The following is an 18,131-nucleotide window of genomic DNA, read 5'->3' as shown; positions in this document are numbered from 1 at the left end:
TCGAACCTTACCTATTTTACTGATATGAAAAATTACAGATGGTTGGTTATCACCATATACACCCTGTTGCTACTTGGTACATTTGGAGCCAATGCACAAATAGACCGAACTTTTTGGTTTGTGGCACCCGAAGTAAGTTCAACACACGGAGATAATCCGGTTTATTTGCGGGTAACAACCTTTAATCAACCGGCTACGGTTACCATTTCGATACCTGCAAATCCGGCCTTTACGCCGGTAACATTGTCTATTCCGGCCAATTCGCAAGAGCGATATCAATTTACCAACCTCAATCTGGTTGAAAATCGCCCATATAACACCATTAACAACAAAGGCATACTGATTACTTCTACAGAGCATGTTTCGGTTTACTATGAAGTAGCAAACGGTGTGAACCCGGATAAGTTTACTTTGAAAGGCTCGAATGCTCTGGGATACGAGTTTTACGTGCCTTCACAAAACGATTTTAGAAACAGAAACCTCACGGTGCCTGACCGGGAGCGTATTGACATTGTGGCCACTGAAGACAACACCGAAATATTTATCGACCTGAGTAATATTGACAATGTGAAAGGTCGACCGGCCAATGATGTTTTCACCATTACCCTCAACAGGGGTCAGTCTTTTGGCCTCGAAGCCGATGCCTGGCAAACCCAGCGACACTTGGGAGGCACTTACATCCGTTCCAATAAGCCGATTGCTGTTACAATTTCTGATGACTCCATTGCCGAAACCACAAACGGCAGTAACATTCTAGGAGCTTATGACCTGATTGGGGATCAATTGATTCCCGTCCACATAATTGGGACAGAGTACATTGCCATGCACACAGCATTCAACCAAAATGAACCTAACGGAAATCCTATCACCAAAAGCATCCAAAAAGTATATATTCTTGCAACACAGGATAATACTATCATCCACATCAATGGCATCTATTCGCGAACGCTCAACAGAAGGGAGATGTATGCCGTGAATATTGCTAATCCGACTACCGGACAGATGATAAATGCCATCCACATCAGTTCTGACAAACCCATCTATGCCTATCAGGTATCAGGCATCAACCATCCGAACAATGCCAATTCAGGAAACGAGCTAGGCAGCGCCATTCTGCCGCCAGTTACGTGTACCGGCTCAACCAGTGTTGCCATTACGCGAACGCTAACCCAGCGGTTCTTTATGCAGATAATGACGCAATATAAGAACATCAATAGCTTCCAGATGTTTGATTATCAAAATGCCAATGTGAGCAATCTGCTGCCAACAGGAGCAGACTGGCGACCAGTGGCAGGTACCGGTGCGCCAGGGCAGCCTAACACCTGGTACACCGCCGTGAAGCAGATGGACTTGGCTACCGGAAACCCATACCGAGTAAACAACAGTGGACTGTTTCACTTAAGTGTGATGGATGAAAATCAGGGCAGTATGAGTTATGGCTATTTCTCATCGTACAGCTCTGTATCAATACTACCCCCCACAGCCGCTTGCGTTGGCGATGAAATTGTGTTAAGAACGGCCCAGGGTATTGAAAGCGTAAACTGGTTCTTTTTTAATCCCGAAACCTTGGAAAGAGAAGATCTTGGCGTGGCATCACAAATTTCAACAACCCGCTCAGGAAGATACATTGTAGAGATGGAAAGTTATGGCTGCGTGGCATCCGATGAGCTTTTTGTAGAGTTCAACCAGCCCGAATTCAGTCTTGGCGAAGACATTGAAGTGTGTCATGGTGAAACCATCTCATTTGAGATTAACGGATTTGATAATCACACATTTCAATGGTCGCCCTTTACGAACAACACCAACAGCCTGACATTTGTGCCCGATGCCGACCAAACATACGAGATAAGTCTTACCATTACAGACCCAATGGGTTGTGCAGCAACCAATACCATATCGGTGGTGGCTTATGCAAACCCAACGGTTACTTTGGATTTGTCAGGTTCAGACATCTGTGAAGGCGAAACCATTTCGTTGGTAAATGCACCTGAGGAGTTCGATTATCAATGGTCGCTCAATGGTGTGGATCTTCCCGGTGAAACCAACCCGTATATCACTCCTGCTGTTTCAGGAAACTATGCCATCACGGTTACTTCCCCAGAGATGTGTTTCACCACCGTGACACGGCAAATCAATGTACGCCCCTTGCCGGTCGTAAGTCTGAGCGACGAAATCAAATGTCAGGGAGAACCCCACACTTATACGCTTTCAGGCTTTAGTTCGTACCAATGGTTTAACACCAGCAATAGCAGTCAGATTACCCTTAATCAGCCCGAAGCCAATGTATGGGTGCGTGTAACCAATGAGTTTGGCTGTGAATCCACAGCATCGGCTATTTTTGAATGGTACAATGCCAACCTGTTCACTTTCGGAGCCGACACCTCTATGTGTGCAGGTGCCGATATGGAAATCAGAATAGACAATCAGTTTACCAATTATGTGTGGCGCCGCAACAGTGCTACCGGACCAATAATACCCACAACCGGCAGCCCAAGAGCCAACAATGAGGTACTCTTTTTCGAAACAGCTGATGCAAGCCATTCGGGCAGCTACCACATATCAGCACTGGATCAGCACAACTGTAATGTCACTGGTGCATTTAATCTGGAAGTACTGCCTCCCCCGTCAATTGAAATTGCCTTTACAGAAAAAGTACAAGGTCTGATTTGTCGTGGCGACACCATGCACATTACCATTCTTGTTGATAACAACCGGAACTTTATAGAGTACAACTGGAAACAGTTCAACTCTATCACAGGTATTTTCGAGGATATTCCGGGTAAAAGCAACACAGAAGATTTCCTTGAGGTTTTTGAACCAGGTATCTTTTCAGTATTGGCTCTTCAGGAAAACAGATGCTTTGCCGAAAGCGTAACCACGCCGGTGGTGCTTATTGACAACCCCGACTTCTCTCTTTGGGATGTAGATGTTTGTCCGGCAGAACCGCTTATTCTTGAAATAAACGGCTTTAGGGAAGGCCGACTTGAAGAATCAGATATCATACACGGCTATATGCCAGATTTTGGTGTAGACCGCATTGTGTGGTGGAATGGACCAACCATCAACAATCCAAACATGGCACCCAATTCACCCAACTTATTCAGACAAGTTGACGATCCGGGACTTTATCGGGTTACTGTGTTCGACAACAACGGATGTTTCCATACCGAGTCGGCATTGGCCTCTATCTATTCTGTGCCGGAGATAACCCTTACTGATGCTTCAATTTGTGAAGGCGAGATGTTTACATTGGAACTTCCTGCCGGCCTTGAGACTCAGATTCTGCATCACGAGTGGCGATTTAACGGAGCTGTTGTACCAGCCCCATATCAGGTTAACACCCCCGGAGAATATACGCTCTATGTGCGTGACCTCAATGGCAGATTTTACGATAATGGAGACGAAGGGTGTTTAAGTGTGGCATCCATGACGCTTGAAGTACTGCCATCGCCGCAATTCAGTTTAGGTGCTGACCGCGCTCTGTGCGAAGGTGCAATTATCTCAATTGAAGCGCAAAGCGATTTTACACGTTACGAATGGAACGGAAATACAGCCAATGGGCAAACGAACAGTTTTAGCATACCGGGCTCAGGAAACGTGAGCCTTCAGGTGTGGAATCAGCACAATTGCTCCACCACTGACAACGTGAATATCACCATTAACCCAAATCCGGTGGTAAACCTTGGTGGCGACATCGACATTTGCCCCGGTGAAGAAGTTGAACTTACAATCCCGCCTTTTAATCAGATTTTCTGGTCAACCGGAGAGCAAAATACGACCAGCATCACTGTTTTCAGCGGCAGATACACTGTAAGAGTAATTGACGACAATGGATGCGAAAACCGCGGAACCATCAACGTAAATCGTAAAAATGCACCTGAAATAGACCTGGGTCCCGACCTGGTAATCTGTCCGGTAGAATATCCTCTCATGCTTACCGTACCCGATGGCAATTTTATTGATTGGGAATGGCATACCGGCTCACGCAACCGTGCCATCGAAGCCACCCTGATGGATACAGTCAACATTGTGCGCGTTATGAACGATGAAAACTGCTGGGGCTGGGCTGCCAAAACAGTTAAGTTCATGGAAGATCCAACTTACCTGGCAGGAGGAGATTTTGAAGCATGTGAGCCTGATGAGATTCAATTGGATGGTGGCGAACATACCTTCATTATCTACACCGAAGATGAACAATACTTCCCAATCCTCACATGGGAATGGAGCACAGGAGAAACATCGCGTGAAATAAGCGTGACAGAAGGTGGCATCTATACTGTATCCGTATTCGATGGTTGTTTTAGACTGGAAGAGACATTTAATGTACAATATCACTCAACACCTGTAATAGCCGGTGTAGATTCAACCTTTTATGCGCAGGTAACCATCTTTACTGATCCTGACAGAGGCACACAACCTTTTGAATACATATTAAATGATGGTAATCCACAAACCTCAAATACATTTAGAAACATCCCCAAAGGTGAACACATTGTTGTGCTTGAGGATGCAAACGGATGTACTACATTCACCACATTTGCACTGAGTGGCGATTTGGAATTGAACGTACCCAACGTCATCACCCCAAACAATGATGGTATAAACGATGAATGGATTATTGAAGGACTGGAACGCGTACCAGATTCAGAAATAATGATTTATGACCGATATGGAAAATTGCTGGTAAAGTATCTTGCATCAGATCCACCATGGAATGGGACTTATCAGAATCGTCCACTACCATCGGATGATTATTGGTATGTGATTATAATAAAACCAACAAATAAAATACATAAGGGTAACGTAACCCTAAAACGATAGAGACCATGCGCCCATGCTCCGGATAAAGTTCCGCGGGCATGGGATGCTTTCCTTACCTGCTTTTACCTAAAAATGGCTATGAAAATCCTTATCTACATAACAATTTGCCTGCTTATTGGTATTTCAAATACCATGGCGCAGCGACATTTCATAACGAACCAGTATGTATATGACCGTTTTCTGATGAATCCGGCAGATGCAGGAGGCAATAGCGACTGTATTACCATAAACGGTTTTTTTCAAAAGCAGTGGTTTGGCACTGATCTGGCACCTACAACCCAGCTTCTGTCATTTCAAACACAGCTCACTCAAGGGTTGGGTTCTGGCACCTATATTTACAACGACCGCAATGGGCACAACAAAAAATTGAGCCTCCAGCAATCCTTCTCAACAGGGGTTACACTGAGGGAAAATCGCAGAGGTTTCACCACTTTATCGTTTGGTCTTTCGGCACTGGTGGAACAGGCATCACTTGACCAGACATCCTTTAACACCCCTGGCGGAATTCCAGACCCTTCGATAAGCGGAGGCATTGACAGAGGTTTTGGGTTTAACCTAAATAGTGGTGTCATTTTACGGATAAACAAGTTTAACACAGGCCTCTCCGCAACAAACATACTTCCACACAACAATCCCATGTACAATTCGGAATGGGAGCCTGATTTGCCAATGGATTTACACTTCTTCGCCAGTACATCATGGAAAGTTGCTGATAGGGATTTGTATCTTGAACCAATGGCATACTTTAGGTTTAACGCTCAGAACGACCGGAGAATGGATTTAAACCTCAAGATGTACATGCCAACACCCACCCCAGACATTGCCATTTGGTCAATTCTGATGTATCGCAGAACCATGGATGACCAGTTTGGGAAAGATTTGGGATTTGCAACAACATTGGGGCTGGACTACAGAAGTCTGAGCATTGGATTGGAACATCAACTGGGAATGACCGGAGCTCAGCGGCATTATGGAAGTGCTATGCTACTTGTTGCTGGATATCGTTTTTGCACTGATCGGAGCAGAAGAGCAATACCTTGCAGCGAAGCCTCCAACGGCTTAGGTGAAAGTTCTGTTGCGCCAAAGACACGAAAATCACTTTTCAGACGTTAATTTATTAATGGATTGCTTAAATCCGGATAACCCTGATATCACAAACACAAAAGCATTCAACCTTTAAGCCATACGAGCGATGGTTTAAAGGTTGAATGGTTTCAATTATATAACACGGTGGCACACATATTCAGTAACATCATTCACCCAAATTCTGTACGGATGAGGCATGATTTCCGGATTATAGTTATGATTGCGATACTCTTTGGCTCCTTCTTTGCGAACGCAGCCAGTCAACACCTTACAGATGAAGCGTCATATATTAAAGCCAACGATGACCTAATCAGGTTATTTGAAAACACAAGCTGGGAATCGTTTGTGCTGAATAATGATGATGGCCTTCAAGATGGCGTAAAAAGTTTCAGAATTACGCGTCAACCCAAGCATGGTTCGGCCATTGTTACCGCCAACAATTCCATCATCTACACCCCCGACCTTTATTTTATTGGTTTTGATAATCTGGAATATGAAGTTTGTAACAATTCCGGCTATTGCGATAGGGCTGAAGTTTCCATAATTGTTCTGGATTATGATTATCAACCAAAAGCTATTAACGATACGGTTAACATCAGAATATGGGAACTTTATGACTTTGATGTGTTGGCCAACGACCTCAATCTATTTGATTTACCTATCAAGCTGGAGATAATTGAAGATTTCAAAAATGCGAGTTCAGAGGTAACTGCCAACTTATCGATTTCAAGCAGATTCTACTCCTATTTTATAGGCGAAGATGTGTTACGTTATAGAGTGTGCGATGCAGACAATGATTGCGACGAAGGCATGCTGGTAGTTTATCACCGAAGCGAAGATGCAAACGAAATATTTATACCTCAGGGTTTTTCGCCGGATGGTGATGGAACCAATGACACTTTCAGAATACCAGCATTCAGAGAAATTGACAACATAAAAATCGTCATTGTAAACAGAAACGGAACACCTGTTTTTCAGGAAAGCAACTTTAAAGAGTGGGACGGCAGAGCCAATACAGGATCACAAAAAAACCAGATGTTGCCATCCGGCATCTATTACTACAAAATGAATGTACCCAATATAAAAAACGAATTCACAGGTTTTATATATCTTAGCAAGTAAATAAAATAATAGCAGTGCTATTGACCTTATATAAAAGAACAACATTACTTTTTTAAACCACAAAATTTAGATGCTACATTTGAAACATAGATGCCGTTTATTGCATAGCATAATGATATGCCTGGGCTTCATTGTTGCAAATAGCGCACAAGGACAGCAAACCCCATTTTTAACAAACTTCCATGAAAAGCCGATTTTGATAAATCCGGCCTATACGGGCATCCGAAACTCACTTGCATTTGATTTATCGTCGCGTCAACAATGGATTGGCGTGAAAGGTGCTCCCTCCTCCTACTATTTTAGCATGCACTCACCAATAAATGACACCAAGGCTGCAATTGGCGGATTTTTGTTTTCAGACATGGCCGGACCTATGATTGACAGCCGCGTGGCAGCGACCTATTCGTATTTGCTGCGCATTAACCATAGTATGTTTATTTCATTTGGATTAAATGGGGGAGTTGATAACCATTGGTTAAATCTCAATCAATTGGATATTATCAATGAAAATGACTCTCACTTTGCAAAGGATATTGAGAATGTATTTAAGCCTGTTGCAGGAGCTGGATTTGTGCTGTTCACGCAATCTATATTCTTTGGCTTTTCATCGCCACAGATATTAAAATCAGCCATTACACTGCCCGAAGAGCCCTCTGCTACAACCCCATGGCGGCAAACTTGGTTTCTTGCCAGCGGCATAACCCGTCCACTCGCTTACGATTACGGCGTTCAATTCTCGACACTCTCAAGGTTTTCGGGGGATAAAATAGTCACCCACGATCTCGCCCTAAGGGTATCGTATCAAAATTTATTCACCATTACAACGGGCTACCGAACCGACAAAACGCTTCCGTTTGGTTTATCATTTCGCATAGCTGAAGATTTATCCATCGCGTATGCTTACGATTATCACATGGAAGGCAACATCAACCCCTTTGGAAGACAGGAAATTACCATCACATACGACTTTAGAAAACTCTACTTAAGGAACCGCGACCGCGAGTTTATCCGCAAAAAAGAGGAAGATGTAAAGATGAACTCAATCAGACATTTCTTTTAACCATTAATCACCCCATCTACTTCAGGACAATTTTTTGGTTGACACGTCTGGTCTGAAAACTATAATTGAGTACGAGGTTAGCTACTCAGCATTTCGATTCAATTGCAGCGTACCTCATCAGAAATATCTCTGTGTAAGCGTGCAGAATAGCAATGATTTTCAATCATCCCCCCAAAAAAATGCTAAATGAGAAAGTAGACGTTACTCAACAATTAACTTTTGTATTAACCGATGGCCTGCAGCATTCCCAATTTCGATAAAATACACACCTGAGGACAAATCCGGCCGAAAACTGTAAACACCGGAAAAATCTACCTGATCAATTGACAGTATTTTCTGACCAGACAAATCCCAGATGGACAATCCCACATCTAGACCAGATGCCAATAGTGCAATATTCAATTCTCCATTGCGCTTCATTGGATTAGGCCAAACCATAAATTTATCGCGCGCAAACAGATCATCGATGGAATTGGTTTCGTCAGTAAACTCAAAGGGTCCCATATCCACAAGAGTGGCCACAATGCGATTGTTTCCGGCAATATCGTGAGTAAGCCATGCCGGAACCCACTGATTCAGACCAGTGTTTAACGCCGGAGACTCAGCCTGCAACCTGAAATCCAGGTTATCAGCATCCACAAATTTGGGATTCGCAGTTAGGCTTCCTATTCCAGAACCATCCTCTACCAGAGAATTTCGCACCCGCACATTTCTGAAATCATTAAAATTTACAGCTGCTCTGTTACCCCACGAAATGGAATTATAAACATTGGTGGTATTATTGGTTGATGCTGAGATAGAACCACCCCAATAGGCCGAATTATTACTGTACCAAAGGCAGTTATGGAATGTCATGGCCGAGTTGGAGAATACAGCTCCACCATCGTGCTGTGAATTGTTATGACTAAAAATTACGTTTGCAAAAACCGGATTGGACGCATTATCTCCAAAAACAGCACCGCCTCGGTCTCTTGAGTGGTTGTTTCTGAACCAGCAATTAACCACACGAGGACTCGCATTAAGCAAGTACAAACCACCCGCATGCTGATTGTTCCCTGTATAGGTAGCTGCGAATCCGTATTCAATTACAAAACCATCAATCAATGTAGCATTTGTGATAGGAGCTGCCGAGGTGCCCCTTGCGGCCAGCACATGGTAGCTGTTATCTGCCAGATTATTTTTCACACCAATATCGCCACTAAGAATGGTTTTATTATTCAAAATTTTGCGCTCAGACAAGGAAGTCTCTACGCCGGCAAAACCGCCATACAGCCTAACGCCATCCTTGACATTAAATGAAATAGTCTGATCTGTTCCAGTTGTAGGATAGTAAACTCCTGAAGCCACCCATATCTGGTCGCCATAAACAGCCATTTCAAGTGCATTCTGAAGATTGGTTGCACTGCTCCATGAGTTTCCATCACCAGTGCCCCCGGGCTTGGCATAAAGCGGGGTGTTGCGTTTGATAAAGAACCGTGTCCAAGGTGACCACGCCTCCTCTCCCGATGCGTAAACGGCACCCACGCGCCAGTTAACTCTATCGGTGGCAGATAAGCCCGTAACAGTTGCGGAATGATCTGTATCGGCAGTAAAAAAAACGGATGGCTCGTCATTCACACGCACTTCTATCGAATATGCTGTGACATGTTCAGGAGCTTGAGTTGGCCATTGCCATTGAACCTGCACCTCTGTAACCTCTGAACCAAAAAAGAAATCCTTTACAGGCGATGATGGAAACGGCGTAATCTTAGACCCTTCATAAGCTCCAATGTCAACTGTGCCATCCAGAATTCGGGGATTTCCGGCCAAATCAGTAGTTAGCCAGCCCGGAACCAGGTCATTGCTACCCTTGTTTAGAGCAGGAGATTGCATGTTGAGGCGAAAATCGCCCTTTTCGCCATTTAAAAATCCAGGTTCCTCATTGAGAATTCCAACACCTAAAATCCCACCTTCAATAATGGAATAGGATGCTATAACATTGAATAACTGTGGGAAAGCAGGTGCATTGTTGCCCCAAACAACTGAGTTATCGAGAAGCACATAATTAGCAGGGCCGTTGATAGCACCGCCACGCTCTCCTGCTCTGTTACCAAAAAATACGGTATTAAAAAACCGCATCACGTTGTTGGCCAGAACTGCGCCCCCAAACCGTCCAACACTATTGTTATGAAATATTGTATTATAAAAATGTGCCGTTGATCCGGTATTACCGTGAACCGCCCCACCAAAATTCAGCGCGTAATTGTCACGAAAAACCACATTTACAATGATGGGAGAAGCATTAATTAACTGAAGTGCTGCACCGCGCTCGCGGTTTGAAGAATTTAAATCTGCATAGCCACCAGTAATTGTAACACCATCAATAAGCGTATTATTGGTGATGGGCAAATCAAACGTGCCCTCCATCCAAACAACGTTATATGAATTATCAGTATGATTGCCTTCAGCACCTATATCACCACTTAATATAGTAGGATTAAGCAGCCTGTTTCGCTGTGCAAGAGCTGTTTCGGTACCAACAAATCCACCATAAAGTTTAACACCTTCGGAAATTTTAAATGAGACAGCTCGGTCGATTGCTGTAGTTGGTTTATAAGTACCTCTTTGCAGCCAAAGTTCATCACCTAAAACGGCATTGGTCAAAGCATACTGAAGAGAAGCAGCATTGGCCCATGACGAACCGGTTCCTGTGCCATTGGTGCTGACATACACCGGACGATCGCGCTTAACAGCAAACTCGAACCATTGGGAACAAACTGTTTGTTCGCTGCCCACAGCGCAAACACGCCATTGTACTGCAGATGCTGGCCCCAATCCAGTAAGCGTCCACGAAAAGGTGGTACCATCTACTTCGGCAGAACCTGTAGTTGTATTAATCTTATATTCAACACGAAATTTTTCAACTTCGAAGAACTCCTGTCCGGAAAAACTCCAATTCAGAACTACTTCAGATACAGTTGATGCATATAAATACCTATTGGTCGGGGACACTAGTTCCGGCGGCCACACAGGTTCAGTTAATGACGCATCAAAATTTATGAGTTCATCAGATAAGTCCTGAGCCGCTGCTTTCAAGGAAAACATTCCGGAAATCAGAAGCAGAGCTATCAGTAAACAATTTTTTCGGGTAGTGATTTTCAATTTCATATTACAAAGCTATATGCAGCTCATCAAATAACGTTACAAAATAAATCGCAACAGGTAAAAATATCGTTAATCGATACAACAATATAACTTTTACAGATTAAAAAGAATAAAGTTACATGAACACCCTGTATTTTTCGACAAACAGCAAAAAACTTTATACTATGACATCAGATAAACAACCACCAATTACTGACTATAAGCACATAATTGAAAGGAACCTGGTTCAATCTTCAACCAGCAAGTGTCAACTGACAGTTTTTTTGCAAACAACAGTTTTAGCCAAATATATTACGCCCCTAACAACCAAAACAACCACGTAAAAAATCAGAGTAAGAAAAAGAACCATAGGTTGAAACGATACAATCTCGAACCAATTGGTATCATACTTCCATATGGAAAATATATTAATCAGGTTGGCTATTAGCCATATAATCAAAGCTATTCGAAGTTCAGCTTTGATGATTTTAGCAGGTATTATGATATCTTTCATCTGTTTATATTTTGTTTTTCAGTTGCCAGAGCGTGTCCCGATTTATCGGGATGGAACTCGCCGAATAAACTTGCTCCCATCTGTTGAAGCGCTCGCTATGGCTCCTTACATGTAAAAATAATCCAACTATGCTCATGGGCTGATGCAGCCTTCATGCAATGCATCAGCACGACAAGACATTAAATCACATACTTTTCAGAAAGGGTCACAACCTTTCCTGTATCAATAGCCTCCTGACCCAGCAAAGTCCAGACAGAACCATAATAGCACTGTTCGAACAATCCAGGAATTGGCTTTCCCTCCCTCACCGAATTGGCAAAACCTATCAACTGTTCCAGCGAGCCATCCGTATTGTTGCCAGGCACCAACTCCTCGCCTTTGTAGGTCATAGCCACTTCGGGAGCCCAGGAAGAGCTACCTATGGGCACTGAGCCAAACACATTTTTCTCCAAATCCTGAATTAATTGGACGATACCCGCAGGTTTTGGGGGTGCCGGAGGGTTCTCAGAAAAGAAACGGTTTGACTCGGGTTCGAGTGTACCCAGATGCCCCATTATTTGTTCCTCAAGGCCATACTTCCTGTTTTGAATCATGGAGTCATAAATCAGTTGGGTACCATCGGCATAAGAGTATATCAGTGCCAGGTTATCCTCCACCTCACGCCCATCTTTCCAGAAGCTTATGCTGCCAGTGCCACGCACTTCAACGGGTAAAGCCTTCTTGGCCCAATTGGCGACCTGAATCTGGTGACAAGCCAGCTCTGTCATGAGCCCACATGAATAATCCTTGTAAAGTCTCCAGTTGATTTGTCGTTCCAATTCTGGTTTGTCGGCAGGTACAGGCCTTCTCCAATCATTGTTGCGGTGCCAGTATGCCCTTATCTGGGTAATTTGTCCCAATTCACCGTCATGAGCCATTTTCATGCCCCTCAAAAACTTGGGATCAAACAACCGCTGATGACCTATGTGTAAAATGCGACCTGTACGCAAATGAGCCTGTGCCATGGCCAATGTATCATCCATAGTGCGGGCCATTGCTTTCTCGCAAAATACATGAATGCCGTTATCCAAAGCATCGATTGTGATGTGCGCGTGCTCGTTCAGGGGAGTGGCGATAATTACGGCATCGAGAGGCTTCACCTCAAGCAGCTTACGGTAATCGGTAAAAGCTTTGGCACCAGGAGCGATGGATTGACCCATCTCGAGATTTGGCGCATAGTTATCACATATCGCCACAATTTCCATATTGTTTTCCGCTGCAATTGAATTAATAATCTGCATGAGATAAATACCACGTGAGCCAGTACCAATTACACCCAAATGCACTTTGCTGCCAACACCGGTCAGCTTCTGTTGTCCCATCAGGCTCATCAACGAAACCGGCGCCAGAAGGGCTGACCCGGCAAATAGACTACTCTTGATAAACGTTCTTCTGCTTTGATCCTTCATTACTTATTTGATTTAAGGCAATTTACAAATCTAATTGACTGTTAGGGACAAAGGTTAACAACCTTCAACTTAAAAACCGATGTATTAGAAACAGCTAATAATGCATCAAAAACGTTTTTAAAACCTTAACCTGAGATGCATTTAAATACTGGAGAATCACTTTCACACACATAAATTTTATGATTCTCATAGTTTTTCAAAATCTTCTTAATCTGTGAATCTGAAGCCGCCATCACTGCCGTTGACAAAACCTCTGCTACCAATGGGCTTTCTGACTTTACAACCACCACACGGTTCTCTTCCACCATAGCATGTTGTTGAGGCCGTATTATGTGAAATTGCTCTTTTTCAGAAAGATCTCCACTATGAGTTTTTAAGCCCGACACAGATACCGATTGATTGTTTAGCTCAAAAAGAGCTGCAACACCTGTTGATGGATGCGATATGGTAATCTGCCAATTTGATCCCAGCGGATGAGCGCCGTGTGCAGTGATCGAGCTCTCGCCAAAACTGATAAATGCAGAATCGATCTTTTCAGATTTCAGATAATCAATCACTTTAGAGAGTGCCCACCCCTTTCCAAAACCACCTAAATCGATGGCTGTTTGGCTGTTCTCAAAATAAATCATACGCTCAAAGCTGTTCCACCTCACATACTCCCACCCACCAGTAAAATCATCACCCGCTAAACCAGCATCTTGCTTTAATCTGAACATGCCTGCATCAAAAGCGCCCCCTGTTTGTTCCCATGTTAACTGGCAAAAGTCTAAAACTGCGGCCATTTCATCCGAAACCTTCTGTTGCATGGCAGGTGCCAGGCGATTTATACAAGACACCTCCGAATTGGCCATATAAGCACTCAAACGCGACTCTTCAGAACAAAGTATGCCGGTAACGACTCTGGAGAGGTGTTCACCATCGGAATGCGACAAGCCGGGAACCACCATATTAAACCTGGTTCCCATTGCCATACATGAATGATGAAAAACGTCCATAACAAGATACTTAACATAAACTAAGGTGTGGGTGGTAAGATAATAAACTTTCTATTTGTAATAGATGATTGTGATTCAAATCAACCGTGAAGCCAAAAACAGAACAACTTTACAAAACAGCTTATTAACCAAACCCTCTACCCTCTACTCCATAATGCTCAATATATATGCACGGCTTACCGGCACTCTTTCAACTACATCCTGACTTTCATCTTCAATATAATAAAATTCGATATTGGTATTTTTTGAAGCCTTTAGCACAGCAGGGATGTCTATCTGTCCGGTTCCCAGAACCACGTCATTTTCACGAGGTGTTCGGCCGGAATAATCACCAGCAACTCCTTTTTTCAAATCCTTTAAATGCATCAGACGAAAACGTTCCGGATACTTCTCGAGGTAATATACGGGATTTGCCCCCGGATGGGTTACCCAAAGAATGTCCATTTCGAAACTTACATATTCGGGATTGGTATTTTGAACCAGAAAATCAAACAGTGTTCCATCATTGTGAGGTCTGAACTCAAAGCCATGATTGTGGTAACAAAAATATAATCCGGAAGCTCTTAAAATCTCACCTGCACGATTAAAATCCGCAGCAGCACGTTGGGCATCATCAATGGTAAACTCCCCTTCGAAGGGAATCCAAGCCACACGCACATATTTTGCACCCAGCGTCTTAGCCTCCTGAGCCACACGATTGGTTTCACCAACAAGCACCTCGTAGCCTACACCGTAAGAAGTACAAACCATTCCGCGCTCGTCGAGCAAAGCCCTCATTTCATCCGCAGTTAAACCAAACAGATTAGAGAACTCAATATTTGTAATTCCCATCCCTTTTATCATATCCAGAGTTCCAGGCACATCTTCTGAAAACTGGTTACGGAAGGTAAAAGACACCACGCCAGGGTCAGAAACCAGAGGTTTTGCTTCATTTTTGCAGCCGGCAACTCCAATGTGCAGCATTAGTGCGGCAAGCAGTAGCGTTATAAAAGTTGTTTTTTTCATGGTTCTTGTTATTTTTCATGTGCCAGTTGCAGCGCCCGGGTTGTAGTATAGTATTTGGTTAGCATGTTTGGTACTTCCCACACGGGAAGTTTTCCTTCAGCTAAAAATCGGAGATATTTGGCTGCCACTTGAGCAAAATGCGCTTCATGTCCGATACGGTAAGATTGAGGAATATCGAGTACATAACCGGTCTCCACCTGACTCAAACCAACACCAGGAAACATACTTTCAACAGAAGTAAAACCCGCTACAACCTGTTGCAACCAGCTATCAGACACCTCTCCTGTGGATGGTTCAATAAACAACATCGGGATATATCCTTCCGCTTCTCCTTGACGAATAACCAGATTGGACAATGTTCCACGCATAAGGGAATAGTGTGTATCACCTCCACCCTGAGGCGCTGCATAATCCCAAATTACCGAAACCCGGGCATGAACACCTCTCAAAGCGTACTGCATCTCACCATTGGCATATATGTTTAAATCACCGTCAGCGGCAATATCTTTATGCAAAAATTCAGGTATTTCGAGGGTGCCAGTGACGGTCATAAACTGCTCAGGTGTTACCACTGTAGGCCAACGACGGGCTGCATACACATCTACATCCTTGGTATAATCCAGAACCACATCCGGGAAACAGACCCACTGAATAAGGTCCACCAGATGTGTGGTCACATCGATGATACCTTCCCCCTGCTGATTCACATCGAAATACCAAACAGGCCTTTGCAACACCGAACCGGCAACATACTTAAAAAAGTGGTGCACACTCTCTTTTATAACCGACGGATTGTCAGGCGTGCCCGGTTCCAGGGTTCCAAAAACCTCCGGCATCAGAGCCATTTCGCGCTGAAGCTGACTTGTGATTTCATATCGCTCGGTCATCACATCATAAAGCAACACATTGTTTCGAGCGGCCAAATCAAATGCTTCCCTGAGCATCTCAAAACTATTCTGGTCAATAACCATTGGCTTATCAGCCAACACATTGTACCCGGCTTCTACCGATTTTTTAATGTAAGATGTTTTTTTACTGTTGTTACCAGCCAAAACCACCAAATTTCCCTTTCGTTGCAAAAGCATCTGCTCCAGATAATCATCACCCAAATAGATGTTGCTGTTCCATTGTGTTGGATTTTCAGAACGGGTATTAAACCCCTTAATACGATTTAAATGCAGTTTAACATCAGGACCATCCGGTGCATAGATATACACCTCAGGATCTACCTGTGCATACATCTCCTTTTGTATAAGAGCTGCATGAAAATGGCCAGGATCCAGCGTTATAAGCCTGACTTCGCCATCGGCACCGGTAAAACCCTGTTGAACTGGTTGATTACACGACGCAAAAGCCATCATTGCAAATAATATGTTTGTGATAATTAGATTCTTCATAATAAGAATAAACAATTAAATTAGATTTAAACTCACTTAGAGCATTTTAGGCTCCCATCCTGGCTGATACGCTCGACGCCAGAGTTTCAACACGTCGCTGTCGGCAGAGCGGCCGGTATTGGGGTCAATAACCAAATCTTTGTTTATGCGAGATGCAATATTGGCCAGATGGCACAAATGCGTGCTTTTCATCATCTCTTCGATGGGTGAATTAAGCGTAGCCTTACCCCGAATGCCATCAAAGAAATTCACCACATGCGTGGTTGACACATCACCTCCACCACCAAGAGCAGTACCTCCCTCGGTACCATTACCCAAGCGGCTCTTAACCAACTTCCCGCTTCTATCGTACAGTTTGTAACCCTCTCTGTTGATAAATGCAGAACCATCGGTGCCAAAGATCACTGTACCACGATCAGAGCCATAGGTATTGTAACCATTCCGGCTTTTTCCATCCCACTGAATCACTTTGTTTCCGGGGTAAATGTAAGTAGCCATCATTGTATCATACATGGTCCAGCCATCATTTAGATAGTGGCGCTTGTCCGCTTCAACAGAGACTCTTTCGGGATGCTCTACCTGCAAAGCCCAGCGGGCAATATCGAGTTCATGGATGGCATTGTTGCCCATCTCTCCGGTTCCAAAATCCCAGCCATACCAATGCCAGTTATAGTCCCATGTATCGTGCTGATACTTTTTTCTTGGCGAAGGCCCCTGGAAAAGATCCCAGTCCAAACCTGCTGGCACAGGAGCATCTACCGGCACAGGCACCTCTCCTCTACTGTTGGAATAAAAGGCCACTGCTTTATAAGGCGTTCCAATAACACCGTTGTGTATTTCACGAATTATTTCGATTGATTCGATGGCTGATCGCTGCTGGTTTCCCAACTGAATTATTTTACCATACTTTTGACGGTAATCGGCCATCAACTCCCCTTCGCGAGGGTTATGGCTTCCGGGTTTTTCAACGTAGACGTGTTTTCCGGATTCAACAGACAAAAAGGTGCCGGGAGCCTGCCAATGGTCGGGTGTAGCAATGATAACACAATCCACGTCCTTGTCTTTCAACACACGACGCATGTCGTTTTCCAGTTTTGGTTTATTGCTGATGTGTTTGCTGAAAGCGTTAGCAGCACGCGTACGTTGATTTTCCATCACATCGCATAAATAAACCAGACGCACATTGCTCGAGGCTAAAGAGACAGGCTCATAGAAAGCTCCAAGCCTGCGTCCAAGGCCAATGATTGCCACATTTAATCTATCGTTTGCGCCTTTAATACTGGCGTAACTTTTAGCACTCATACCCATGCCTGCAATGGTAAAACCGGCCGCTCCCAAGGCCGATTTCTTAATAAAATCTCTTCTGCTGTTGTCCATGTTCTTTCGATTTGAAATATGGTTTAACGTCACTAATTGAATGCAATCTCATCAATAAAATTATGGATTGCAAGATAGAATACAAGCCCATATATCAAACAGGACATTTGTGTCAAAACAGCGGGTGATTTGGTTCAGGGATGCCCACACAAGCAAGTTAAAACACTAAACAACAATGTATAT

Annotated in this window: 10 protein-coding genes; 4 read left to right on the top strand and 6 right to left on the bottom strand. The window is 43.8% G+C overall.

Annotated elements, in window-relative coordinates:
• The first annotated feature begins 24 nt into the window (after positions 1-24).
• The 4 genes from ALKIM_RS0114880 to ALKIM_RS0114865 all read left to right on the top strand — a co-directional run bounded on the left by ALKIM_RS0114880 (position 25) and on the right by ALKIM_RS0114865 (position 8,089).
• Positions 25-4,821: a T9SS type B sorting domain-containing protein gene (locus ALKIM_RS0114880; protein WP_026475339.1), complete on the top strand. Its 4,797-nt coding sequence runs from the start codon at positions 25-27 to the stop codon at positions 4,819-4,821.
• 72 nt (positions 4,822-4,893) lie between these two features.
• Positions 4,894-5,934 carry a PorP/SprF family type IX secretion system membrane protein gene (locus ALKIM_RS18780; RefSeq protein ID WP_084555910.1) on the top strand — a complete coding sequence of 347 codons (1,041 nt, stop codon included), beginning with the start codon at positions 4,894-4,896 and terminating at the stop codon, positions 5,932-5,934.
• A gap of 162 nt (positions 5,935-6,096) precedes the next feature.
• Complete coding sequence (locus ALKIM_RS18775) at positions 6,097-7,029, top strand: T9SS C-terminal target domain-containing protein (RefSeq protein ID WP_044117998.1); 933 nt, start codon at positions 6,097-6,099, stop codon at positions 7,027-7,029.
• Between the two features lie 70 nt (positions 7,030-7,099).
• Positions 7,100-8,089, top strand: a complete 990-nt coding sequence (locus tag ALKIM_RS0114865; RefSeq protein WP_084555909.1) for a PorP/SprF family type IX secretion system membrane protein — start codon at positions 7,100-7,102, stop codon at positions 8,087-8,089.
• Between the two features lie 201 nt (positions 8,090-8,290).
• Here ALKIM_RS0114865 and ALKIM_RS0114860 read toward each other — a convergent pair whose 3' ends face one another.
• The 6 genes from ALKIM_RS0114860 to ALKIM_RS0114830 all read right to left on the bottom strand — a co-directional run bounded on the left by ALKIM_RS0114860 (position 8,291) and on the right by ALKIM_RS0114830 (position 17,948).
• The gene (locus tag ALKIM_RS0114860; protein ID WP_026475337.1) at positions 8,291-11,236 is read right to left on the bottom strand and encodes a choice-of-anchor Q domain-containing protein; all 2,946 of its coding nucleotides are present in this window, start codon (positions 11,234-11,236) and stop codon (positions 8,291-8,293) included.
• A gap of 669 nt (positions 11,237-11,905) precedes the next feature.
• On the bottom strand, positions 11,906-13,174 hold the full coding sequence (locus tag ALKIM_RS0114850) for a Gfo/Idh/MocA family protein (RefSeq protein WP_026475335.1): 1,269 nt from the start codon (positions 13,172-13,174) through the stop codon (positions 11,906-11,908).
• A 125-nt stretch (positions 13,175-13,299) separates the two neighbouring features.
• On the bottom strand, positions 13,300-14,145 hold the full coding sequence (locus ALKIM_RS0114845) for an FAD:protein FMN transferase (RefSeq protein ID WP_026475334.1): 846 nt from the start codon (positions 14,143-14,145) through the stop codon (positions 13,300-13,302).
• 168 nt (positions 14,146-14,313) lie between these two features.
• Positions 14,314-15,174 (bottom strand): sugar phosphate isomerase/epimerase family protein, encoded by an 861-nt coding sequence (locus tag ALKIM_RS0114840; RefSeq protein WP_026475333.1) that lies wholly within the window; start codon positions 15,172-15,174, stop codon positions 14,314-14,316.
• Between the two features lie 8 nt (positions 15,175-15,182).
• Positions 15,183-16,571 (bottom strand): putative oxidoreductase C-terminal domain-containing protein, encoded by a 1,389-nt coding sequence (locus ALKIM_RS0114835; RefSeq protein WP_026475332.1) that lies wholly within the window; start codon positions 16,569-16,571, stop codon positions 15,183-15,185.
• A gap of 36 nt (positions 16,572-16,607) precedes the next feature.
• Complete coding sequence (locus ALKIM_RS0114830) at positions 16,608-17,948, bottom strand: Gfo/Idh/MocA family protein (protein WP_026475331.1); 1,341 nt, start codon at positions 17,946-17,948, stop codon at positions 16,608-16,610.
• Positions 17,949-18,131 lie beyond the last annotated feature (183 nt).

The sequence above is a fragment of the Alkaliflexus imshenetskii DSM 15055 genome (assembly GCF_000517065.1).
GTDB classification, from domain to species: domain Bacteria; phylum Bacteroidota; class Bacteroidia; order Bacteroidales; family Marinilabiliaceae; genus Alkaliflexus; species Alkaliflexus imshenetskii.
This window is presented reverse-complemented; position numbering and strand designations above follow the sequence as displayed.

Bases quoted from the DNA above. Each gene is read 5' to 3' on its own strand.
- ALKIM_RS0114880 (WP_026475339.1), top strand. From the start codon at position 25: ATGAAAAATTACAGATGGTTGGTTATCACCATATACACCCTGTTGCTA.
- ALKIM_RS18780 (WP_084555910.1), top strand. From the start codon at position 4,894: ATGGCTATGAAAATCCTTATCTACATAACAATTTGCCTGCTTATTGGT.
- ALKIM_RS18775 (WP_044117998.1), top strand. From the start codon at position 6,097: ATGAGGCATGATTTCCGGATTATAGTTATGATTGCGATACTCTTTGGC.
- ALKIM_RS0114865 (WP_084555909.1), top strand. From the start codon at position 7,100: ATGCTACATTTGAAACATAGATGCCGTTTATTGCATAGCATAATGATA.
- ALKIM_RS0114860 (WP_026475337.1), bottom strand. From the start codon at position 11,236: ATGAAATTGAAAATCACTACCCGAAAAAATTGTTTACTGATAGCTCTG.
- ALKIM_RS0114850 (WP_026475335.1), bottom strand. From the start codon at position 13,174: ATGAAGGATCAAAGCAGAAGAACGTTTATCAAGAGTAGTCTATTTGCC.
- ALKIM_RS0114845 (WP_026475334.1), bottom strand. From the start codon at position 14,145: ATGGCAATGGGAACCAGGTTTAATATGGTGGTTCCCGGCTTGTCGCAT.
- ALKIM_RS0114840 (WP_026475333.1), bottom strand. From the start codon at position 15,174: ATGAAAAAAACAACTTTTATAACGCTACTGCTTGCCGCACTAATGCTG.
- ALKIM_RS0114835 (WP_026475332.1), bottom strand. From the start codon at position 16,571: ATGAAGAATCTAATTATCACAAACATATTATTTGCAATGATGGCTTTT.
- ALKIM_RS0114830 (WP_026475331.1), bottom strand. From the start codon at position 17,948: ATGGACAACAGCAGAAGAGATTTTATTAAGAAATCGGCCTTGGGAGCG.